Annotated in this window: 19 protein-coding genes and 2 pseudogenes; 13 read left to right on the top strand and 8 right to left on the bottom strand. The window is 68.4% G+C overall.

Going from position 1 to position 20,523, the window contains the following annotated elements:
* Nucleotides 1-61: 61 nt before the first annotated feature.
* Both E3O65_RS17270 and E3O65_RS17265 read right to left on the bottom strand, forming a co-directional pair.
* The gene (locus E3O65_RS17270) at nt 62-433 is read right to left on the bottom strand and encodes a hypothetical protein (RefSeq protein ID WP_241985771.1); all 372 of its coding nucleotides are present in this window, start codon (nt 431-433) and stop codon (nt 62-64) included.
* Nucleotides 432-985: pseudogene (locus tag E3O65_RS17265) on the bottom strand (AAA family ATPase); the annotation flags it as partial. The pseudogene E3O65_RS17265 and the gene E3O65_RS17270, both read right to left, overlap by 2 nt.
* A gap of 97 nt (nt 986-1,082) precedes the next feature.
* Between E3O65_RS17265 and E3O65_RS13760 the strand changes: the two are divergent.
* A complete protein-coding gene (locus E3O65_RS13760) occupies nt 1,083-2,408 on the top strand; it encodes an MATE family efflux transporter (RefSeq protein ID WP_241985770.1) in 1,326 nt (441 codons plus the stop codon).
* Between the two features lie 147 nt (nt 2,409-2,555).
* Here the strand turns inward: E3O65_RS13760 and erpA are convergent, their stop codons facing one another.
* On the bottom strand, nt 2,556-2,912 hold the full coding sequence (erpA, locus tag E3O65_RS13755) for an iron-sulfur cluster insertion protein ErpA (RefSeq protein WP_104099952.1): 357 nt from the start codon (nt 2,910-2,912) through the stop codon (nt 2,556-2,558).
* A gap of 238 nt (nt 2,913-3,150) precedes the next feature.
* Here erpA and E3O65_RS13750 point away from each other — a divergent pair, with 238 nt between their 5' ends.
* The 4 genes from E3O65_RS13750 (at nt 3,151) to E3O65_RS13735 (ending at nt 7,493) form a co-directional block, all read left to right on the top strand.
* Nucleotides 3,151-4,431 carry an MFS transporter gene (locus E3O65_RS13750; protein WP_134364305.1) on the top strand — a complete coding sequence of 427 codons (1,281 nt, stop codon included), beginning with the start codon at nt 3,151-3,153 and terminating at the stop codon, nt 4,429-4,431.
* A gap of 9 nt (nt 4,432-4,440) precedes the next feature.
* Nucleotides 4,441-5,136 carry an endonuclease NucS gene (gene nucS, locus E3O65_RS13745; RefSeq protein ID WP_134364304.1) on the top strand — a complete coding sequence of 232 codons (696 nt, stop codon included), beginning with the start codon at nt 4,441-4,443 and terminating at the stop codon, nt 5,134-5,136.
* An 86-nt stretch (nt 5,137-5,222) separates the two neighbouring features.
* Nucleotides 5,223-5,891 carry an HAD hydrolase-like protein gene (locus tag E3O65_RS13740; protein WP_134364303.1) on the top strand — a complete coding sequence of 223 codons (669 nt, stop codon included), beginning with the start codon at nt 5,223-5,225 and terminating at the stop codon, nt 5,889-5,891.
* A 237-nt stretch (nt 5,892-6,128) separates the two neighbouring features.
* Nucleotides 6,129-7,493: a hypothetical protein gene (locus E3O65_RS13735; RefSeq protein ID WP_134364302.1), complete on the top strand. Its 1,365-nt coding sequence runs from the start codon at nt 6,129-6,131 to the stop codon at nt 7,491-7,493.
* Between the two features lie 102 nt (nt 7,494-7,595).
* Here E3O65_RS13735 and hxlA read toward each other — a convergent pair whose 3' ends face one another.
* On the bottom strand, nt 7,596-8,219 hold the full coding sequence (gene hxlA, locus E3O65_RS13730; RefSeq protein WP_134364301.1) for a 3-hexulose-6-phosphate synthase: 624 nt from the start codon (nt 8,217-8,219) through the stop codon (nt 7,596-7,598).
* A 52-nt stretch (nt 8,220-8,271) separates the two neighbouring features.
* Nucleotides 8,272-8,856, bottom strand: coding sequence for a 6-phospho-3-hexuloisomerase (hxlB, locus tag E3O65_RS13725; protein WP_134364300.1), 585 nt, complete (start codon nt 8,854-8,856; stop codon nt 8,272-8,274).
* A 100-nt stretch (nt 8,857-8,956) separates the two neighbouring features.
* Between hxlB and E3O65_RS13720 the strand changes: the two genes are divergently transcribed.
* From E3O65_RS13720 to E3O65_RS13710, 3 genes are all read left to right on the top strand, one after another.
* Entirely contained in the window at nt 8,957-9,793 is an 837-nt protein-coding gene (locus E3O65_RS13720) for a helix-turn-helix transcriptional regulator (RefSeq protein ID WP_134364299.1), read from the top strand.
* Between the two features lie 75 nt (nt 9,794-9,868).
* Nucleotides 9,869-10,519, top strand: coding sequence for a class I SAM-dependent methyltransferase (locus E3O65_RS13715; protein ID WP_166785762.1), 651 nt, complete (start codon nt 9,869-9,871; stop codon nt 10,517-10,519).
* 59 nt (nt 10,520-10,578) lie between these two features.
* Nucleotides 10,579-11,868 (top strand): MFS transporter, encoded by a 1,290-nt coding sequence (locus E3O65_RS13710; RefSeq protein ID WP_134364297.1) that lies wholly within the window; start codon nt 10,579-10,581, stop codon nt 11,866-11,868.
* Between the two features lie 191 nt (nt 11,869-12,059).
* Here E3O65_RS13710 and arsA read toward each other — a convergent pair whose 3' ends face one another.
* The 3 genes from arsA to E3O65_RS13695 form a co-directional block, all read right to left on the bottom strand.
* Complete coding sequence (gene arsA, locus E3O65_RS13705; protein ID WP_277870441.1) at nt 12,060-13,868, bottom strand: arsenical pump-driving ATPase; 1,809 nt, start codon at nt 13,866-13,868, stop codon at nt 12,060-12,062.
* A gap of 8 nt (nt 13,869-13,876) precedes the next feature.
* Entirely contained in the window at nt 13,877-14,350 is a 474-nt protein-coding gene (gene arsD, locus E3O65_RS13700) for an arsenite efflux transporter metallochaperone ArsD (protein ID WP_134364296.1), read from the bottom strand.
* Between the two features lie 150 nt (nt 14,351-14,500).
* Nucleotides 14,501-14,785, bottom strand: coding sequence for a helix-turn-helix transcriptional regulator (locus E3O65_RS13695; RefSeq protein WP_134364295.1), 285 nt, complete (start codon nt 14,783-14,785; stop codon nt 14,501-14,503).
* 106 nt (nt 14,786-14,891) lie between these two features.
* On the opposite strand from E3O65_RS13695, the gene E3O65_RS13690 reads away from it, so the two are divergent.
* The 5 genes and pseudogenes from E3O65_RS13690 to E3O65_RS13675 all read left to right on the top strand — a co-directional run bounded on the left by E3O65_RS13690 (nt 14,892) and on the right by E3O65_RS13675 (nt 20,235).
* Nucleotides 14,892-16,454: a proton-conducting transporter transmembrane domain-containing protein gene (locus tag E3O65_RS13690; protein WP_134364294.1), complete on the top strand. Its 1,563-nt coding sequence runs from the start codon at nt 14,892-14,894 to the stop codon at nt 16,452-16,454.
* Nucleotides 16,451-18,880 carry a DUF2309 domain-containing protein gene (locus E3O65_RS13685; protein ID WP_134364293.1) on the top strand — a complete coding sequence of 810 codons (2,430 nt, stop codon included), beginning with the start codon at nt 16,451-16,453 and terminating at the stop codon, nt 18,878-18,880. The genes E3O65_RS13690 and E3O65_RS13685 overlap by 4 nt, the downstream gene beginning before the upstream one ends.
* Nucleotides 18,881-18,882: 2 nt before the next feature.
* Nucleotides 18,883-19,200, top strand: a complete 318-nt coding sequence (locus E3O65_RS13680; RefSeq protein WP_198411698.1) for a P-II family nitrogen regulator — start codon at nt 18,883-18,885, stop codon at nt 19,198-19,200.
* Nucleotides 19,201-19,519: 319 nt separating this feature from the next.
* Nucleotides 19,520-19,636: pseudogene (locus E3O65_RS17675) on the top strand (hypothetical protein); the annotation flags it as partial.
* Nucleotides 19,637-19,752: 116 nt separating this feature from the next.
* Nucleotides 19,753-20,235 carry a heme-degrading domain-containing protein gene (locus E3O65_RS13675; protein WP_134364291.1) on the top strand — a complete coding sequence of 161 codons (483 nt, stop codon included), beginning with the start codon at nt 19,753-19,755 and terminating at the stop codon, nt 20,233-20,235.
* Nucleotides 20,236-20,523 lie beyond the last annotated feature (288 nt).

The raw sequence follows: 20,523 nt of genomic DNA, 5'->3' as shown, positions 1-20,523 counted from the left end.
CTATTCGCTGCACCTTGGCGGTGGTCGAGCTTGTCGAGTCCCGGCGGTCGTGCCCGGGGCGTTAGAGCGCCAGGTCGCGGCGACGGATGCCCACCCCGGCCGATACCCCGCCCACCAGGGCGAGGCCCAGCATCCCTAGAGCTCCGGTCCAATCCACGTCTACAGCGCCGATCACGGGCGTGTGGGTGAACGGAGACAGGTTGAGTAGCCAATCGGGCAGTCCGAAGAGCTCGCCGAACTCGCCGATGAACCCAGCGGCCAGCAGCACACCCCAGCTCAGGCCGGTGCTGATCCGCGGCACGACCGCGACGAGCAGCGCCGCGATCGCCAGGATGAGCAGGGCCGCGGCGATACCGTGCACGGCCGTGGCCAGCAACGGCTCGAGCCGGCCCGCCGGCGTCGCGGGCGACCGCACCGGTCTGGGCGAGGACAAGGTCGTGAGCGGTGGGGATGCGTGCCGCCAGTCCGTGCAGATCGGCATCGGTCAGTCCCGTGCTCGCGAAACTGATTTCGATGCGAGTGAGGTGCCGCAATTGGGCCAGGTTTCCGGTCTCCACCGTGCGACCGGCCCGGATGATACTCACCCGATCGCAGAGATGTTCCACCTCGGAGAGGATGTGGCTGGAGAGCAGAACCGTAGCCCCGCCCGCCATCGCCGCCTGCAGCTCCCGGCGGAGGACGGCGTCCATCAGCGGATCGAGCCCCGAGGTCGGCTCGTCGAGGATGAACAGGTCCGCCGGGGCGGCCAGTGCCGCGATGAGAGCGACCTTCTGTCGATTGCCCTTGGAGTAGGTGCGGCCCTTCTTGGTGGGGTCGAGCTGGAAGGTGTCGATGAGGTGCGCGCGACGGTCCCGATAGACCCCGACATCCTTGGTTCCCCCGCGCAGCCGGGTGAGGAGGTCGATGGCCTCGCCACCGGACAGATTGGGCCACAGCTAACGTCTCCGGGCACATAGGCGATGCGTCGATGGAGATCATCGGCATTCCTCCGGGACCGCCTCGGGCGGGCCAGGTCGCGACCAGCTCGACCACCGGAGGCGGGCGCGGAAGGGCTGAACTAGAGTTTTGGGATCAGCCTCACCGTGCTACGCCCGCAGCCCATCGACCGCGAGATCCTGCGCCTCGCCATTCCCGCCGTCGGCGCGCTCATCGCCGAGCCGCTATTCCTGCTCGCCGACTCCGCGATGGTTGGACACCTCGGCGCCGTTCCGCTCGCCGGACTCGGCCTGGCGAGCGCCGTCCTGCAGACGATCATCGGCCTGATGGTCTTTCTGGCCTACAGCACCACTCCCGCGGTGGCCCGCTGGCTGGGCGTCGGCGACCGCCGCCGGGCCGTCGGAGTCGGCATCGACGGGCTCTGGCTCGCCCTGGGCCTCGGCCTGCTGCTCGCCGCTGCCGGCTGGTTCGCCACGCCTCTCCTCGTCGGTGCCTTCGGCGCCGAGCCCGCCGTCACCGCTGCGGCCGCCAGCTATCTGGGCATTTCGATGTTCGGCCTTCCGGCCATGCTGCTCGTCTTTGCGGCAACCGGCCTGCTCCGAGGCCTGCAGGACACCCGCACCCCACTGTGGGTGGCCGGGATCGGTTTCTCGGCCAACATCCTTCTCAATGCGGTCTTCATCTACGGGCTGAACCTCGGCATCGTCGGATCCGCCCTCGGCACGATCATCGCCCAGTGGGCAATGGTCGGCGTCTACCTGGCCGTCGTCGGCCGCCACGCCCGCCGCGAGGGCGCGCCGCTGCGCCCGCATCGAGCCGGGATGTTGCTGGGCGCGGCATCCGGCGGCTGGCTGTTCCTGCGCACGGTGAGCCTGCGTGCGGCCATGCTGCTCGCGGTGTTCGTGGCCACGAACCTCGGTTCCCCCGAGCTGGCCGCCTTCCAGATCGCGATGACCCTGTTCGCCACCCTGGCGTTCGCCCTCGACGCCCTCGCGATCGCGGCGCAGGCACTGGTAGGTCGGGGTCTCGGCGCCGGCAACCTGGCCGAAGTGCGCGCAGTGCTCAAGCGCTGTCTCGAGTGGGGCGTGCTGAGCGGGGCCGCGCTCGGACTGTTGGTGATCGCCGCGAGTGGGGTGCTCGGCCGTTTGTTCACGAACGCGACCGAGGTCAGCGGCCTGCTGCCGGCGACCCTGATCGTGCTCGGACTTTCCGTTCCGCTCGGCGGCGTCGTGTTCGTGCTCGACGGGGTGCTGATCGGCGCGGGTGACGCGCGCTACCTCGCCCTCACCGGACTGGTGAACCTGGCCGCGTTCGTGCCGCTGGCCGTCGCGGTGCTGCTGTTGGCGCCTTCCGGGGCCACCGGGTTGGCCTGGCTGATGGCAGCGTTCGCGTTCGGCTACCTCGGTGCTCGCGCGGTGACCCTGGGTTTGCGGGCCCGGGCATCTCATTGGATGGTCGTCGGCGCGCGCTGATCCCGGGGCCCCGGGCGCTGGGGGACGCCCGGACCACCCGACGCTCGCGGCTCAGGGTGTGGAAGCAGGCGCAGGATGTAACGTGCGCCGGCTTCCACAACCTGCGCCAGGCGGGTCGGGCGCGGGCAACGGATGCCGCGGCGGGCGCTAGCTGAAGGAGTCGCCGCAGGCGCAGCTGCTGCCCGCGTTCGGGTTGTCGATCGTGAAGCCCTGCTTGGCGATGGTGTCCTCGAAATCGATCGAGGCACCCTCGAGGTACGGCACGCTCATCTTGTCCAGTACGACCCCGACCCCGTCGAAGTCCACAACGACGTCGCCCTCGAGAATGCGCTCGTCGAAGTACAGCTGGTAGATCAGTCCGGAACAGCCACCGGGCTGCACGGCAACGCGCAGGTTCAGGTCTTCACGACCCTCCTGGCTGAGCAGGCTGCGCACCTTCAGCGCGGCGGCGTCAGTCAGGCCGACGCCGTGGGCCGGTGCGATGGGGGCAATGGTGTCGGTCATGGGGCTCCTCGGACTCACTCTGCGTGACCGCGCAGGGCCGCCCCTCCGGAGCGATTCGCCTGCGCGAGTATCCAGTCACTCTAAGCTCCCGCGGCCATTCCGCGAACTCGGTGCACCGGGATGCCGGACTACCGCCCTGCGCACGGGCAGACCGGGCACGGGCCGCGTCGTCGGATAGTTTGGAGGTGTCGTTTCGAATCGTCCGCTTGTCGGATCCCCTCTCACCGACAGGACACCCATGACCCAGCCACCACACACCCCCGGGACCGTCACCCCGGCAGAAACCCGGAGCGGCCTGCTCGCCTGGCGCAATGCTGTTTTCGCGATCTTCTTCGTCAGCGGGCTGACCCTGGCCACCTGGATGTCCCGGATCCCCGCCGTGCGTGACGGTCTCGACCTCACGACGGCACAGGTGGGCCTGGTCATCTTCGGACTTTCGGGCGGGTCGGTGCTCGGCCTCATAGCTGCGGTCGGGCTGCTCGCCCGCCTCGGCACGCGGCGCGCGATGACACTCAGCGTTGGTGTCTCCACGGTCGGGCTCATCACGGCGGGAGTCGGCGCGAGCCTGATACCCACGGCAGGGCTTGTCTTCGCAGGCCTGGCACTGATGGGTTTCGGCATGGGCGCCCTCGACGTGATGATGAACGTCGAGGGCGCAGCCGCCGAACGGGCCGTGGGAAAGACCCTGATGCCGCTGATGCATGCCTGTTTCAGCCTCGGAACCGTCATCGGCGCGCTGATCGGAGCCGGGGCATCCTTCGTAGAACTGCCCGTGTTCTGGCACCTCGCGGTGATTGCGGTCCTCGTGCTCGTGACGGCCGTGGCCGCGGTGCGCACCATCCCGCAGCGGGAGCACGACGCGGAGCCGGAAACGGATGCGCCGGGCGCGGCGACATCGAGCGCATCCGTGGCCGGAAACTGGCGGGAACGCCTGCGCGCGAATCTGGCCGTCTGGGGCGACGTCACGGTGCTCCTGATCGGCGTGATCGTGCTCGGAATGACGTTTGCGGAGGGCTCCGCCAACGACTGGCTGGCCCTGGCGGCGGTTGACGGGCACGCCATGAGCAACACCGAGGGCGCGATCGTGTTCGGGGTCTTCGTGACGGCGATGACGGTCGGGCGGGTGTTCGGCGGTCCGGTCCTCGACCGGTTCGGGCGGGTTCCCGTGCTGCGCGTGTGCGCGGTGCTGGGAGTCGTCGGCCTGCTTCTGTTCATCCTCGCGCCGAACCAGCCGGTTCTCTACACCGGGACGGTGCTCTGGGGTTTGGGCGCCTCGCTCGGGTTCCCGGTCGGCATGTCGGCCGCCGCCGACGACACCCGCAACGCGGCCGCCCGGGTCAGCGCCGTCGCCATGATCGGGTATTTCGCGTTCCTCGTCGGTCCGCCCGTGCTCGGCCTGCTCGGCGAGTCCTGGGGCATCCTGAACGCCTTATACCTGATCCTCGTGCTGATGATCCTGGCCGGTCTGGCGGCCCCCGCGGCTCGCGAGCGGGGAACCGCACGCGCCGGGCGCGGTTAGGCTCGAACGGTGCGCCTTGTGATTGCGAAATGTTCCGTCGACTACGCCGGAAGGCTCAGTGCGCATTTGCCGCTGGCCACCCGCCTCCTCATGATCAAGTCGGACGGCAGCGTGCTCGTGCACTCCGACGGCGGCTCATACAAGCCGCTGAACTGGATGAGCCCGCCGTGCAGCCTGGCCCACTCTGAGCCCGACGACGACCAGACGGATGCCGGTGTCACGGCCATCTGGACGGTCACCCACGCCAAAACCGCTGACGAGCTCATCGTCAGCATCCACGAGGTGCTGCACGACTCAGCCCATGAGCTCGGCATCGACCCCGGCCTGATCAAGGACGGCGTCGAAGCGCACCTGCAGAAGCTGCTGGCCGAGCACATCCACCTACTCGGCGACGGTCACACTCTCGTGCGGCGGGAGTACATGACGGCGATCGGCCCCGTCGACATCCTGGCGAGGGATGCGTCGGGCGGTTCCGTCGCCGTCGAGCTCAAACGACGCGGCGACATCGATGGCGTGGAACAGCTCACCCGCTACCTCGAGTTGATGAACCGCGACCCGCATCTTTCCCCGGTCAGGGGTGTCTTCGCGGCACAGATCATCAAGCCGCAGGCGCGCACGCTGGCCGAGGACCGCGGCATCCGTTGTCTCCTGCTCGACTACGACGCGATGCGCGGGCTAGACGACACGCAGTCGAAACTCTTCTAGGACTGGTGCGCCGGGGGAAACCGCGTTAACCTCACGTTTTCAATGTTTTCGAACGAAACCGGCTCTCCGCACCTTAGTATGAGCGAGTGAATTCGACATTGACTCGCACCTGGAGTGCCATTCTCTTTGACCTCGACGGAACGATCACGGATTCCGCCCCGGCCATCACCAGTTCCCTCGCCCGCACCTTCGCCGTCCTGGGTCGCCCCGTTCCCTCCGTGTCCGAGTTGCTGGCCTATGTGGGGCCGCCTCTGCTGGCTGCCTTCCGCGAATACGCCGGAATGACTCCGGACGAGGCCGTCGAGGCCGTCGCCGTCTATCGGGCCGACTACCAGAACGGGCACCTCCTCGACACAGCCATTTTCCCGGGGGTCGCCGGGGTGCTCGAGCGCATTCACGCAGCGAAGATCCCGATGGCCGTGGCCACCAGCAAGACCCAGCACAACGCGATCGCCGTGTTGGAGCACTTCGACCTCGCCCGGTACTTCGCTGCGATCGTGGGATCGACAGACACCGAGACCCGCAGCTCCAAGGCGGATATCGTGGCCGAGGCACTCGAACGCCTCGGTGCCGCCGGCGCCGACCTCACCGCCCCCGTCATGGTCGGCGACCGCCGCTACGACGCCGAGGGAGCCGCGGAGCATGGCGTGCCGACCATTCTCGTGGAGTGGGGCTACGGGTCACCGGCCGAGGCGACCGCCGCGGCCACCACGGTCTACTCGTCCGACAGGCTCGCCAAGCTGCTGCTCGGCTAGCGCCACGCCTCACCCGACGACAGGGCACCCTGGTTTTTGAACCTGAGCGCCCTGTCGTTCGCGCGGGAGCCGCCGCCCCGAACGGGGGATATCCGAGCGAGAAAACGTCCCGATAAAATCCAGGTGTCCGCCTAAAGGGGGACACCCCGCCGGGCCCGTGACACGCGATCTGCCCGACGACGTGTAGCTGCGCGCAGTCCTGCCGCACCCGTCGCTCCCACAGAAATGGAACCTACAGTGAGCCGCACGCGACTTGTCCGGGGCGTCGTAGCCACGATCGCCACCTCGTCCCTCGCCCTCGTCGGTGTTGGTCTCGGCGCCGGTTCGGCGGCTGCGGACATCCAGTCAGAAATTTTCACCTCCTCAGTGGCCTGGTCATATATCGACGACCAGACCGGGAGCATCGGGGATGCCCGACAGTACGACTACGAAAGTGACGTCACAGGCTGGACCGACGACGCCTTCGACGATTTCGGTTACCTCACTCTTACCGACCCGGTCTCCGGCGGCTACTGGAATTTTCTTGCCGACCAGCCGGCAATGAGCACCATCAACGACGGCGGCACGTCGACCCTCACCATGACCGGCACCTCCGTCTGGACGTACCCCGCAGACTCACCATCACCACTGGCGGAGGGCTTCGTTCCCCCGGCCCAGTACACGGTCGTGCTCACGCTGACCCTCGAGGGCAACTACGCACGATGGTCCTACGCCATCGACGGACCCGACGTTGAAGGACTCGAGCTCGAGTTCGGCGGCAACCTCGGCTCGGACACCGACTCGGTCTTCCTCACGGACGACACCACCGTCGTATCGTCCGATGGTGGAACCTACACCCCGGGTGACCCGGTTCTGGGCTACAGCGCGGTTACCGACGGCACGTTCAACGGCTGGTTCACTAACGACCTGGACGACGAGGTCTCGGCCAGGGCCACGGGAGCTGCCAACTTCGCCGTGACACTCGTCGCCGCTGACTGGACCGTCTGCGGATTCGACGAGGCGCAGACCTTCGTCGAGTCGATCGTCTCCACCCTGCCGACCACCTTCGGCGAGTCCTACGAGACCTTCGGTAGCTGCTTCACCTTCGAACCGGTGGCCCTCAAGCAGGGCGTCGCCGTCAACCAGGTCCTGGTCTACACGGTGGCGCCCGAGTTGATCGAATTCGGTTACTTCGTCGACGGGTACGTCACCGCCGAACTGCCTGACCTTCCGGCAGGCCTCTCCTACGCGTCGGAGACTCTGGAGGACGGCACCGTGCAGATCACCCTGACCGGAACCCCGACCGAGGGCGGCTCTTTCACCCCCACGGCCGTGTTCTACCAGATTTACCCGGAGGATGCGGAACCGGGCCGAGACCGCCTGACCCCGACCGTGCAGGCTGGTCAGCTTCCCATCTACTCGGCTGTGAGCCTGTTCGTGGAACCCCTGGCCGTTCCGACACCGGTCCTGCCGGGCGCTGCCGCGCCGGCCGCTCTTGCCGCGCCGGCCGTTCTCGCCGCGACGGGCTTTGACGGTGGACTCGCCGCCGGGCTCGGTGGCCTGGTCGCCCTCCTCGGCACCGCGCTCCTGGTCATGAACGCCCGCCACAAGCGGCAGGCCTAGCCACCACCGGCCGGGCCAGACGCCCGCCACGAAAAGCACCCCCGTTCCTCAACGGGGGTGCTTTCTTCGTTGTGCGGCCGTTTTCCCACGGGCGGGGCAGGGCTAGATGATGGCGGCTCGCAGGGCGGCCGCGGCAGCGGCCGGGTCATCGGCGCCGTAGATCGCTCCGCCGGCGACGGCGACCCGGGCACCCGCACGCTGCACGGAGGCAATGGTGGCGACATTCACACCGCCGGCCAGGGAGAATGGCACCCGCGCGGTCTCACCCTGGTTGAGCAGGGTCGTAAGCGAGAATCCGGGCTCGGCCTGTTCGTCGAGGCCGGCGTGCATCTCTACGAAGACTGCGCCCAACACGGTCACCTCGCGGGCCCGGGTCACCTTGTCGGCGACGCCGATCAGGTCGACGACAACACCTTTGCCGTGCTTCGTGGCCGCAGCGACGGCTCCCACGATGGTGCTGTCCCCGGCCGTGCCGAGTACGGTCACCAGGTCGGCGCCTGCCGTGAACGCCATATCGGCTTCGAGCTCACCGGCATCCATCGTCTTGAGGTCGGCGAAGACCGTCTTGTCGGGGTGAGCGGCCTTGATTGCGGTCACGGCGCGCAGTCCTTCCGCCTTGATCAGCGGAGTACCGAGTTCGATGATGTCCACGTAGGGGGCGACCTGCGCGGCCAGCTCGAGGGCGGCATCCGTGGTGAGTACGTCCATAGCGACTTGCAGCTTCATGGGGATCTTCTTTCTGGTTCTGGTCGGTCTGATTGCAGAGAGGGAAGTAGTGCTACTCGAGGTTCGCGTGGCGCGGCCACAGCTCGTCGGCCGTGGCGCCGGATGCCTTCCACAGGCTGTGGAAGATCGCGTCCCCGAGCACGACGACGGTCTGCTCGAAGAGCGCGCCCGAATACTGGAGCGACAGGAGACCGTCGTGGTCCTGCTTCTGCGCCGCCGGCACGACCACGGTCACCGCAGCCAGTGCGGCAAGCGGGGAGTCCGGGGCCGTGGTGATCGCGATCACCTGGGCGCCGGATGCCGTGGCCGTCTCGGCCGCGCGCACGACGGCCGCCGTCGTTCCGGAACCGCTCGCGGTCAGCAGCACGTCGCCGGCCGCGATGGCCGGGGTGGTCACCTCGCCGACCACGTGCACGGCGAGCCCCAGGTGCATCAGGCGCATCGCGGTCATGCGCAGGGCCAGTCCGGATCGACCCGCCCCGAGCAGGAACACCCGCCGAGCACCCGTGAGGGCGGCAGCGGCCCGGTCGAGGGGCGCGGTGGCGACCAAGAGCTGGCGCACGATACTCGCGTTCTCAGCCGCAATCGCAGCGAGCGCCAGGTTCACGGCGGGAGGGGTGTCAGTGCGAGAAGGCATTGCATCATCATCTACTTTTTCGGGTGGGCATGCTGCCCGCCGAACGGGCAGTCCACCTACCCGAACGGATGGCCACAGCACACATGGGTAGGCTGCAGAGGTGACCACACAGTATTCGTCCCACTCGATCGAGCCGTACGACATCCGCTCGGCCGCTGCTGAACGCGCCCGGGTTGTCGCCGACCTCACCGACACTCAGGCGACCACACTCGAGTCCCTGCTCGCCGTGCTCCGCTCGCGGGAGACGAGCGACGCTTCGGCCCGGCAGACCGCGATCGACCTGGCCGCGACGGCCATGGTGGCGCTGCGCGCCGTCTCCGACCACGACCGCTCCCTCTCCGAGGAGCCCGTGGCGCAGGCCTTCGAGCGGCTGCGCGACGACCTGCGCCCGCTCGTGCGCTTCGGCGACCTGGACGTGCAGTTCATCGAGCCGCCGGTGAACGGCCGAGCCCTGCCCGGCGAGGTCGCCCACGCCGCCCGCTCCATCGTTCGCGGCGCGGTTCTGGCTCTGGTCGAGCAGGCCGGGGTGGCCCGGGTGCGGGTGCACTGGGACTGCGACGGCAGCAACCTGCTGATTCACATCCGCGACGACGGATCCGGCGAACTCACCTCGGACAGCCCGAGCGTCAGCCGGTTGACGAGCCGGGTCGCCGCACTGAACGGTACGCTGCGGCTGGAGGCGACGCCCGACTGGGGGTCCGAAATGGCCGTCAGCCTCCCGCTCGACGTGCCGCTCGCGCCGCTCACCCCGTCCGCTGCCTGGGGCCTCAGCCCGCGGGAGAAGGACGTGCTCGCGCTGGTGGCCTCCGGGGCGCGCAACCGGGCGATCGCGGCGACGCTCTCGATCAGCGAGAACACGGTCAAGTTCCACGTTGCCAATCTGCTGCGCAAGGTGGGTGCCTCCACCCGGGCCGAGCTCGCGGCGCTCTCCCGCTGAACCGCCGCGGCGTGCGAAACTGGCCTTCGCGCAGCATCCGCTCATATCGACGAATGTCCGCCGAGAGGACGCACCTTGGACGCCACCGACTGGGACACCCGCTACCGCCTCGCCCGTGAGGCGCAAGCCGGCCAGGCCGGACGCTTGTGGTCGGCACTGCCGGCGCAGATCGTGCAGGACACCGTGACCACGTTCACGCCGGGGCGCGCGCTGGACTTGGCCACCGGCGACGGCCGCACTGCGATCTGGCTCGCCGGTCACGGCTGGACAGTCACGGCGGTCGACTTCTCGGCCGAGGCCATCGGCCAGGCCGGCGAGCATGCCGCCGCCGCGGCCGTGGCGGTGGACTGGCAGGTCGGGGACGCCATGATCTGGGACCCGGCTGGCGAGACGTTCGACCTGATCACGGTGATGTATCTGCACCTGCCGGAGCCCACGCTGCGGGCCGTATTGGCGCGCGCCGCAGCCTGGCTCTCACCTGGCGGGCACCTGGTCGTACTCGGGCACGACCAGGCGAACCTGGAGACCGGGGCTCCGGGACCGAGGAACCGGGACATCCTCTACACACCGGTTTTGCTGCGCTCGAGCGTCGAACCCGCGGGCCTCGGCGCCCTGCGCGTGGTGCGCTGCGAGACCGTCAGCCGCGACCTGGCCACCGACCCGGAGGCACCCGGCGACGGCGGCGCCGCCGTCGCCCTCGATACCCTGCTCATCGTCGAGGCCTGAGACCGAGTACCCCCCGGGGTATACTGAAGCACCGCCCGTCCACGCCGCAAGGGAGCCCGATGTCCACCAATCCGGATGCGCCCGCGCCGGCAACCCCGGAGGCCGGCACCGTGAACACGTCGGCCGACCACACGCCGCTGCAGCGCACGGTGGTGCGCGTACTCATCGCCGGCCAGATCCTGGGCGGGATCGGAATGGGGGCCACGCTCTCCCTTGGCGCCCTGCTGGCCGCGCAGCTCTCCGGCTCAAGCGCCTGGTCGGGCATGGCAGCCACCATGAGCACCCTCGGCGCGGCGCTGGTAGCAGTGCCCCTTGCCCGCCTGGCCCAGCGCCGCGGGCGCAGCCGCTCCCTCGCGACCGGCTCGCTCATCGCCGGCTCCGGAGCTGTTCTCGCCATCACCGCGGTGGCGGTCGACGTCTTCCCGCTGCTCCTGCTGGCCCTGATGCTTCTGGGCGCCGGATCGGCCACGAACCTGCAGGCCCGCTTCGCCGCCACCGACCTCGCGAGCACGAAGTACCGGGCGCGGGATCTGTCCATCGTGGTCTGGTCGACGACCATCGGCGCCGTGCTCGGCCCGAACCTGTTCGGCCCCGGCGAGGTCGTGGGCGGGGCCCTCGGCCTGCCGCCCCTGACCGGCGCCTTCGCCTTCTCCCTGATCGCCACGGTCGGCGCGGCCGTGGTCTACACCGTCGGGCTCCGCCCGGACCCGCTGCTCACCGCCCTCGCCGCGCGGGAGGTCGACCCCTCCGGCGGAACACGGCGGGGCGGACTGGCCATCGTGCGTGCGAACCCGCAGGCTCGCTATGCGGTGGCCGTGATCGCCTTCAGCCACGCCACCATGGTCGCCCTGATGTCGATGGCCCCGGTACACCTGCGCGACCACGGTGCCACCCTGACGGTGGTGGGTCTGACCATCAGCCTCCACGTCGCCGGAATGTACGCGCTCTCCCCCGTCTTCGGCTGGCTCGCGGACCGCCTTGGCCGGTTGCCCGTCATCCTCGTCGGCCAGATCCTGCTACTGGCCGCGTTGGCCATCTTCTGGCTGGCCGGGGAGTCACAGACCGCGATGACCGTGGGACTGATCCTGCTCGGACTGGGCTGGTCGGCCTCCGTCGTCGCCGGGTCGGCGCTGATCGCGGAGGCCGTGGATGTGCACGACCGGGCTGCCCTGCAGGGCTTCTCCGACCTGTCGATGAATGCGGCCGGCGCCCTCGGCGGCGCCCTGGCCGGCCTGGTGCTGAGCGCCGTCGGCTACTCAGGGCTGGGTCTGGTCACCATGGTGCTGGTGATCGCAATCGTCGTTTGGTCGGCTGTGCGCAGCGCCACGGCCCGGCCGGTCCTGCGCTAGCCGGGTCGCTCGTCGCGGGCGGAGCGCCGCGACCGCCGTGGAACCAATTCGACGGAGATTTTGTCGTGAAAGCGCTCTTTTCCAGCGTTCCAGCCTGACTTGGCCAAAATCTCCGTCGAATTCGTTCGGGCCGGTGTGGCTACCGGGCATCGGACTCGACCCGCGCGTCGACGTGAACGCCGGCCAGCCCGCTAGCGAACGGATGCCGGCGCGGGCTGCCTCCCCGCGGCCAGCGCGAGCAGCGCGGGAATGCCGACCGGCTCCTCCGCCAGCAGCGGCACCACCGCGAGCCGCGGGGCGCGCTTCTCGTGCACATGCTCGAGCTCGATGAGCTCATTCCGGGCCCGCGCGAGCAGCAGCGGGCTGGTCGGCGCCGCCGCAGCGATGGAGTTGTTCACGATCCACGCCCACGGCGTGATCCCGGCCCGCTCCAGGTCGGCCTGCAGCTCCGCGGCCTCGAGCACAGGCGTTGTCTCGGCGAGGGTGACCAGGATCACTTTCGTCTGCTTCGGGTCCTGCAGCCGCATCATCGGCGTCGTCAGGCGGATGCCGCCACCCAACTGCCTGGTGACCTCGCGGTGGTACGACCCGGTCGCATCCAGCAGCAGCAGGGTGTGGCCCGTTGGCGCGGTGTCCATCACGACGAAGGTGTTCCTCGCCTCCCGGCTCACGCGGGAGAAGGCCTGGAAGACGGCGATCTCCTCGGTGCACGGCGACCGCAGGTCCTCGCGGAGCATGGCTTGGCCCTGCTCGTCCAGCTGCGCGCCCTTCGTGCTCATGACCCGCTCGGTGTAGGCGGCGATTTCGACGGCCGGGTCGATCCGGGAAACGGTCAGGTGCGGCAGACCGCCGGCCAGGGTGTCGTCGAGGTGCGCGGCCGGGTCGGTGGTGGTGAGGTGCACGGGCAGGCCACGTTCGGCGAGGCTGACGGCGATGGCCGCCGCGAGGGTGGTCTTGCCCACGCCGCCCTTGCCCATCAGCATCACCAGGCCGTGACCGCCGGCCTCGATCTCGTCAATGAGAGCCGAGAGCGGGGCCCCCGGCACGACCGCGTCGACGACGACGGCGACCGGCGTCGGGACGACCTCCGGCTCGAGCAGACTGCGGAGTGCGAAGAGGCCGACCATGTTGGCGCTTTTCAGCTCGACGTGGTCGGTGGGCGCCGAGCGAAGCCCCTCGGGCATCGCGGCGAGCGCCTTCTGCTCCCGCGCCCGGATGGCGGCGAAGAGTGGGTCGGCCGCGGCATCGGCAGGCGTGGCCGTGCCCGGGCCGGCCGGCAGGATGCCGTTGACCACCAGGTACTGCCGCTCCATTCCGATGGCGGACAGTTCGGCCTGGGTGCGGGCCGCCTCGCGCAGTGCGCCGTTCTGGGCGCGGGCGACCAGCACCAGCCGCGTTCGCGCAGGGTCGGCGAGCGCCGCCACGGCGTCGGCGTAGACGGCGCGCTGCTTCTCGAGGCCGGAGAGCGGCCCGAGGCAGGACGCGTCGCCCGTGCCCTCGGTGAGGAAGTCGGTCCACGACCCAGGCAGTTGCAGCAGTCGGATGGTGTGCCCGGTGGGGGCCGTGTCGAACAGGATGTGGTCGTACGCGGCCGTCCAGGCGGCATCCGTCAAAAGGTCGGTGAACTCATTGAAGGAGGCGATCTCGGTGGTGCAGGCGCCCGAGAGCTGCTCCTCGATCGTGGCCACCTCGGCGGGCGGCAGCAGGCCGCGCACCGGGCCGACGATGCGTTCGCGGTACTGTTCGGCCGCCTGCTCTGGGTCGATCTCGAGAGCCCACAGACCGGGAACCGCCGCGATCGGGGTGACCGTGTTGCCGATGCTCACCCCGAAGACTTGACCCACATTGGAAGCCGGATCTGTGCTGACCAGCAGCACGGATGCCCCGGCCTCGGCCAGGCGAACCGCGCTCGCGCACGCGATGGAGGTCTTGCCGACCCCGCCCTTGCCGGTGAAGAAGAGGAAGCGCGGGGCGTCGGCGAGGAAGCGCAGGGTCGACATGATCGGCCCTAGCAGCAGCCGCCGGTGCCGCAGCAACCGGCTTCGGCACTGGCCTCCGCGCCCGCAGCCGGTGTAACCGACGCCATGGCGAGCAGCTGAAGCGAACCCTCGGGCTGCACGGCCGCGAGGTGACTGGCCGCTCCGGAGTCGGTTGCAGCCCCAGCGGCGGTGTCGACAGACGGTGATCCGGTCCAGCTCGCGAGCTCGGCCCGGGTGGGGTAACGGCCGGTGAGCACGGTGGCTCCGCCCACGAGCGTGACCGGCAGGCCCTCCTGGCCGACGGTGTGCAGGAACTGGCGGGCCACCTCGTTCTCCACGAACGCGAGCGGCTCCTGGGCCAGGTTGAACCGGGCGACGTCGCCGCCGTTCGTGCGGGCGAAATCGAGGTCGGCAGAGAAGGTGACCAGCGCCTGGTCGACGTCGACTCCGCAGATGCCCGTGCCGCAGCAGAGTCCCGGTTCGAAAATTTCGATGTGTGCCATGGGTGACCATCTCCTAGACCGGCATCCAGAGGGGACGAGTTGTCCGTGATGACGGTCCTCCCAGCATATCGATGGTTATCGATATTGGATCGACTGCATCCGGCTCGGCGCAGACGAAGGCGTGATGCGCGCGGGCGACCCGCGCTTCTGTCACTGGCTGTGGGGGTTGGCGAAGGCGGAAAGGAGCTCCCCGATGCGATGATCGCGATCCAACGGGTGCCGAAGTGGCATCGCGGTGTTGAGCCGGTACGTGTTACGTCGACCTTCGCGTTCGCGGTTCAGGTAGCCTGCCTCCTCCAGCTCGGAGACGATGCGTTGCGCCGCGCGCTCAGTGATGCCGACCTGAACGGCGACGTCGCGTAGCCGGACGTTCGGGTTGTCCGCCACGCACAACAACACGTGGGCGTGGTTGGTCAGAAACGTCCAGGTCGCCATCTTCCGATTATCTCCCACCAGATGATTTTTTCTCTACACTCGATTCCCGACACACAACATGTGCTATGTTTTTCCTGTTTTGTAAGTCGTGCTTCGAGAGGTGCCGATGTCTGATTGGCTTGTTGTGGGTGGTGTGACCCTGACCCCATGGATCGCGGGGCTCTTCACCCTGCTCCTCGGCTGGTCGGGAGCGAGCGGGGACAGGGCTGCCCGACTGGCAGCGACCGTGGTCGGGTTTGGGTTCGCCGCGACTGTCGCTGTCGCGATCGCATCCGTTGGCGCGCCGCATCGGAGCGCGCAGGTGGTGGTGGGGTCCACCTCCGTGCGCCTGGATGCCGTGGCCTTGACCTTGTCGGTGCTGGTGCTGGGGCTCAGTGCGCTGATCCAGGTCTTCGCGATTCGATACCTACGGGGTGATCGTCGACAGGTCTGGTTCATCGTCGCAGCCAACCTGCTCACGGGTTTCACGGTGTTGCTGGTGTGCGCCGGGTCGGTTGCCCTGTTCACCGTGGCCTGGCTCGGGGCAGGGGCGGCTCTCGTGGCGCTCCTGGCAACCTATCGTCCGCTGGCACAGGCCCGCGACGGGATCCGGCGCACCGGATCCCGGTTCATGATCGCTGACACTGCCTTCCTGGTATCTGTCACCATCTTGCTGGTCACCGCCAAAGGAGACCTTCCACTGGATCAGCTTGGTGAGGTCGCGGAGTCGTTGCCGCTGCCGCTTCAATTGACCTGCGCCGCGCTGCTCGTGGTCTCGGCGTTAGCTCGCTCAAGCCAGATCCCCTTCCAGGACTGGTTGCCGTTCACGTTGGCGGCGCCCACGCCGGTGTCCGCGCTGATGCACGCCGGCGTTGTCAATGCCGGTGCGATTCTGCTGATCCGATTCGCTCCGGCCATCGCGCCGCACCAGGCAGTCATGATCGGGGTATTCGTGGCCGGTGCCGTGACCCTGGTCTACGCGTCGGCGGTGCGCCTGGCCCGGCCGGATGTGAAGGGGCGGTTGGTCTTCTCGACGATGGCGCAAATGGGGTTCATGATCATGGCCTGCGGTCTGGGTGTGTTCGCGGCCGCACTCTTCCATCTGGTCGCTCACTCCCTGTTCAAATCCACCCTCTTCCTCGGGGCCGGAATGGGGGTGCGCCAGCATGCCGTCGACAGGGACCTTCCAACTCGAGGGATCCGCTCGCCGTTCACACTCGCTGCAGCCGTGACCCTGTCGGTGCTGGTGCCATCGGCGGCGCTGGCGGCAGCCGAATGGGCGTTCTCCCCCACCGTGTCAACGGCCAGTACTGCTCTGCTTGCGTTCGTTTCCGTGACCGCCAGCGTCGCTCTGGGCACAGCACTGAGCACCGATTTCTCGCTCCGAACGCTCCTCGGCGGCACGGCATCAGTCGTGGTGCTGATGTTCGGATACGTGGCCCTCCTGCAGATCTTCACGGCGGCCTTGGAAGCCGAGACCACTATCAACGGCGCTCCCGCCTGGCTTATGGCATTGCCCGCCGGCGGCCTGATCGTGGTCCAACTGCTCTCCCGCAACCCGCACCAGCTCGCACACCTGCGTGACCACGTCTACACCAGGACCGTGACGGCCGCCCTCCCCCGCCGTCCGGCTCTTCCCCGCCCGCCGGCTGTCCCCCACTCGTCAGCGACCACAGGAGTGCCGTCATGAATTTGATTCTTCGCGCCCAGGTGGCCACAGCCGCCCACGACATTGTGCCGTCCTGGCCGATGGAGTCCTTCATCGCCGTGAACCCTCTTGCCGGCCACGAACCTCGCCCATTCGAGACCGCCGCCGCCCCGGGCGTGGTCCTCGCCCGATCCCGGGACGCCTACCTCGCCGACGCCGACCGTGGCCGCATCGTCGACACCGACCTCGAAGCAGCCTTGGCCGAGCGTGTCCCGGAACTCGCCGGGCAACTCACCATCGGCGGGAAAAGCGTGTCCGCGGTGAGCGTGGCGATCCTGGACATGAGGATCACGCCGTGGACCTCCCCCGTGGCAGCTGCACCTACCGCGCCTTGGCTGGACGAGTACCTGGCCATCTGGGTGTCGTCCTATCTGAACCCTGACCCGCTCTGGGCGATGCCCCACAAGCAGCACGGCTTCTACCAGGCCTGGCGAACCCTGGCCCGCAGAGACCCGTCACTCCCCCGAACGGTGCGCCGGACGGTGGCCGAACTGCCCGTCGAGCCCGACGCCGCACTGGCGTGGGCGCTGGTCAAACTCGGAGTCCCGGCGGACGCGGTGACGGAGACGCTCCGAAGCGAGCTCCACCATCTGCCGGGCTGGGTCGGCCACATCAAGTGGCGGGCCGAAAGGATTGGGGACATCGACCTGCTCTCCTATCTGGGCGTGAGATTGACCCTCCGAGCCCTCCTCGGCCTGACCCGTCTCACTGCACCCCCCGGACCCACCCAAGCCGACGTGACCCCACCGGCCCTCTGGCACAGAGCCGAGCACGTTGCCCGGTCGATCGGCGGCGGCCGAGCAGACCGGGACGACATCGCGGCGGTGAGCCGGATCTTGGCAACCCATCCGGTGCCCGACCACGCGTTGACCTGGCAGCAGGCCTACGAACTGCACTACCGCGCCGCCCTGGTGGACGGCCTCAGGGACACCGATCCCTTCACCCCTCGTCCCCAACTGCAACTGGTGATGTGTATTGACCCTCGGTCCGAAGGAATGCGGCGTCACGTCGAGGTCCTCCCCGAAGTGGAGACGTTCGGGTTCGCCGGATTCTTCGGCGTCCCCGTGCGGTTCTCCCGGTACAAAGCCCGAGGAGCCATCAATTCGTTGCCGGCCCTCCTGACTGCCCGGCACCACCTCACCGAGCACCCAACCCACTCAGCGCAGGCTGAAAACCACACCATGCGCGGTCGCGCCCGCGACGCGCTCCGGCGGTCGACCCACCGTGCCGACTCCGGCACGGTGACACCATTCGCCTTCGCGGAGGTATCCGGTTGGCTGTTCGGCGCCATCAGCGTGCTGCGCACCCTGACCCCCACACTGCAGGCACGAATCCACCGATTCCTGACCCCGGCGACGGCCACACTCCCGAGCAACGTCACAGTCGCCGACGCGTTCACACTGGAGGAGCGGGCCGCGATGGCTGAAACTGCGGTGCGGATGATGGGCATCACCCAGTTCGCCCCGCTGGTCGTGCTCGCCGGCCACGCGTCCGAGTCGATGAACAACCTGTACCAGTCAGCGTTGGATTGCGGTGCCTGCGGCGGCAACCCTGGAGCGGCCAACGCCCGCGCCTCGGCCGCCATCTTCAACGCCCCCGACGTGCGAGTCCTCCTGGCGGCACGCGGTATCGACATCCCCTCCGACAGCTTCTTCATCGCAGCCGAGCACAACACCGTCACCGACGCCGTCACACTCCTGGACCAGCACCTCATCCCGCAGAGCCACGTCGATGCGGTGCACACCTTCAACCGAGCCCAGCACACAGCCGCCGAGATACTGATCAGAGAACGCGCCCAGGACCTGCCCGGAGCATCCCCGCACTCCCCCTCCCGAGTCCAGAGGCGCGCCCACGACTGGGCGGAGGTGTATCCCGAGCTGGGGCTTGCCGGAAACGCCGCCATGGTCATCGGACCGCGTCGGATGACCCGCGGCGTCAACCTGGACCGGCGCGTGTTCCTCCACTCCTACCAAACTGAGTTGGACCTGGACGGTGCCGCATTGGAAACGATCATGACCGCGCCCTTGGTGGTCGCCCAGTGGATCAACCACCAGTACTACTTCTCCGCCCTCAACCCCGCCACCCTCGGCGCCGGAACCAAAACCATCCACAATGCCGTCGGCACCATCGGAGTTCTCGCCGGCCACACCGGCGACCTGCGCCGCGGCCTGCCCTGGCAATCCGTCGGCCTGGGCGACCAACTGTTCCACGAACCCATGCGCCTGACCGTCATCATCCAAGCGCCCTTGGACAGCATCGGCCGCATCGTCTCCCGCAACCAGGTGCTCCGCAACCTGCTCGACAACAGCTGGATCACCCTCACCGCACGCAACGACTCCGCAGCCCCCTGGCACCGATACACCCCGTACGGCTGGACGGCCGCCCCCACCGCGCTGAAAGGAACATGACCATGAACAACCTGACCCAAATGACACGGCTGGAGGTTGTCGTGCCCGCCCGAGACGCCCCGGCAATCCGCGACCTGATCACCTCCGCCGGTGCCACCGGCTACACGTCCGTGTCAGGGGTATCCGGAATCGGACATCACGGCCAACACTCCGGGGCTTTACTCTTCAATGAATACGACACCCTCACCATGCTCATCACCGTCCTCCCGCCCAACAACGCCGGCGAACTGATCGACGCCGTCCAAGAACTTCTCAGCACCTCCAGTGGTGTCATGTTCGTCTCCGACACCTACGTATCCAGGCCCGACTATTTCCGGTGACCAGCCCGCGCGTGCGCGTCAGCTATCGGCTTGCCGGGCCAAGGAGTGATCCTGCAGAGCTCACAGAACGACCGCCCACAAAGACATCACGCAACTCGAGGTCCTCGGCGACACCGCTGACGCGCTTCTGAATCAGCACCACTCCGTTGTGATCCTTCCGGACTACCGTGCCCACAGGGCACCGTCCCGCGCCGCAGCCATCCACGCACTCTGCGAGAAAATGGCCCAGCGACGTGCAATAGAGTGACCGCACTCCCGGGCGCCAGGATTTGGCCACATCAACGTCGAACCCGACCTGCCCTGATCCACCTGCGGATCGGCAACCCAGGCCGTCGCAGCCGATGTCCAGGGCTGCGGCAGGTGCACTCACCAAACCCGGACACCGCGAAATCATTCCCAGGCCGACCCAGCATGGTGCGACCACTGCAATCCATGACGTGGCGACCGAACGCCAACGGAGCGCCGGAGTGAAAGACTGGCTGCCGGGCGTTCCGGCACGTGTGCAGACGCTCCACCCGTTTCAGACGACTGTCCCGACCGGAAAGGCCTGTGATGACCGACGCCTCCGAGGCTGCTGCCCTCCTTCCGCTGCTTCTGGAGCAGGAACGGCTCATCCAATTCGACTCCTTCGACGTGGGCGACGCCTGGGCCGTCGGCTCCCGGCTGGTGGAACTGGGAAACCTTCGCCGACATCCGATCGCCATCTCGATCATGTTCGGCGACCAACGCGTCTTCCACGCGGCACTGCCGGGCGCCTGCGCCGACAACGACGCGTGGCTCGAGAACAAGTTCCGAGTGGTGCGGCGCTTCGCCAGCTCGTCCTTCGCCGTGGGCACGCGATTTCGGGCGAACTCACGCGACTTCCGCACCGAGTCGAATCTCGACCCGGGCACGCACGCCGCGCACGGCGGTGCTTTCCCGCTGCGCGTGCGCGGCTCACTCATCGGCGTGGCCGGGGTCTCCGGGCTGCCCCAGCGCGACGATCACGACCTGATCGTCGAGGTTCTCAACGAGCACCACCGCTCGCAGTCCTGAGCCGCGCCGTTCTCCGGCCCGGAGGTGACAGCCTGAAGCAAATCCCCTGGCCCGCTTCCGCCGGAGCATCATCCACACCGGGCGCACGAGCATGCATATGCTCGTCACGGTCGAAACCACGAATGCGCGCGCCGGGAATACGCCTCGGCGACCCGCTGCATCCGCCTCTTCGTGGCCGTCCAGAGTGCCGGGAGGCGGACGTGGCCGGCTACTCGGGCCGGATCCACTTCTAGCGGCCGACTCCTGTCGGGCACCTCGTCGAAGTGGACAAGCGCCTCGATCAGCACG

The sequence above is a fragment of the Cryobacterium breve genome (assembly GCF_004402375.1).
Taxonomy (GTDB): Bacteria; Actinomycetota; Actinomycetes; order Actinomycetales; family Microbacteriaceae; genus Cryobacterium; species Cryobacterium breve.
Note: the sequence above shows the minus strand (reverse complement) of the source record. Positions and strands in the feature narration are given on the sequence as shown.

Coding starts and splice junctions, on each gene's coding strand:
- erpA (WP_104099952.1), bottom strand. CDS start 2,912: ATGACCGACACCATTGCCCCCATCGCACCGGCCCACGGCGTCGGCCTG.
- E3O65_RS13750 (WP_134364305.1), top strand. CDS start 3,151: ATGACCCAGCCACCACACACCCCCGGGACCGTCACCCCGGCAGAAACC.
- hxlA (WP_134364301.1), bottom strand. CDS start 8,219: ATGAAGCTGCAAGTCGCTATGGACGTACTCACCACGGATGCCGCCCTC.
- hxlB (WP_134364300.1), bottom strand. CDS start 8,856: ATGCCTTCTCGCACTGACACCCCTCCCGCCGTGAACCTGGCGCTCGCT.
- E3O65_RS13710 (WP_134364297.1), top strand. CDS start 10,579: ATGTCCACCAATCCGGATGCGCCCGCGCCGGCAACCCCGGAGGCCGGC.
- arsA (WP_277870441.1), bottom strand. CDS start 13,868: ATGTCGACCCTGCGCTTCCTCGCCGACGCCCCGCGCTTCCTCTTCTTC.
- arsD (WP_134364296.1), bottom strand. CDS start 14,350: ATGGCACACATCGAAATTTTCGAACCGGGACTCTGCTGCGGCACGGGC.
- E3O65_RS13695 (WP_134364295.1), bottom strand. CDS start 14,785: ATGGCGACCTGGACGTTTCTGACCAACCACGCCCACGTGTTGTTGTGC.
- E3O65_RS13690 (WP_134364294.1), top strand. CDS start 14,892: ATGTCTGATTGGCTTGTTGTGGGTGGTGTGACCCTGACCCCATGGATC.
- E3O65_RS13685 (WP_134364293.1), top strand. CDS start 16,451: ATGAATTTGATTCTTCGCGCCCAGGTGGCCACAGCCGCCCACGACATT.
- E3O65_RS13680 (WP_198411698.1), top strand. CDS start 18,883: ATGAACAACCTGACCCAAATGACACGGCTGGAGGTTGTCGTGCCCGCC.
- E3O65_RS13675 (WP_134364291.1), top strand. CDS start 19,753: ATGACCGACGCCTCCGAGGCTGCTGCCCTCCTTCCGCTGCTTCTGGAG.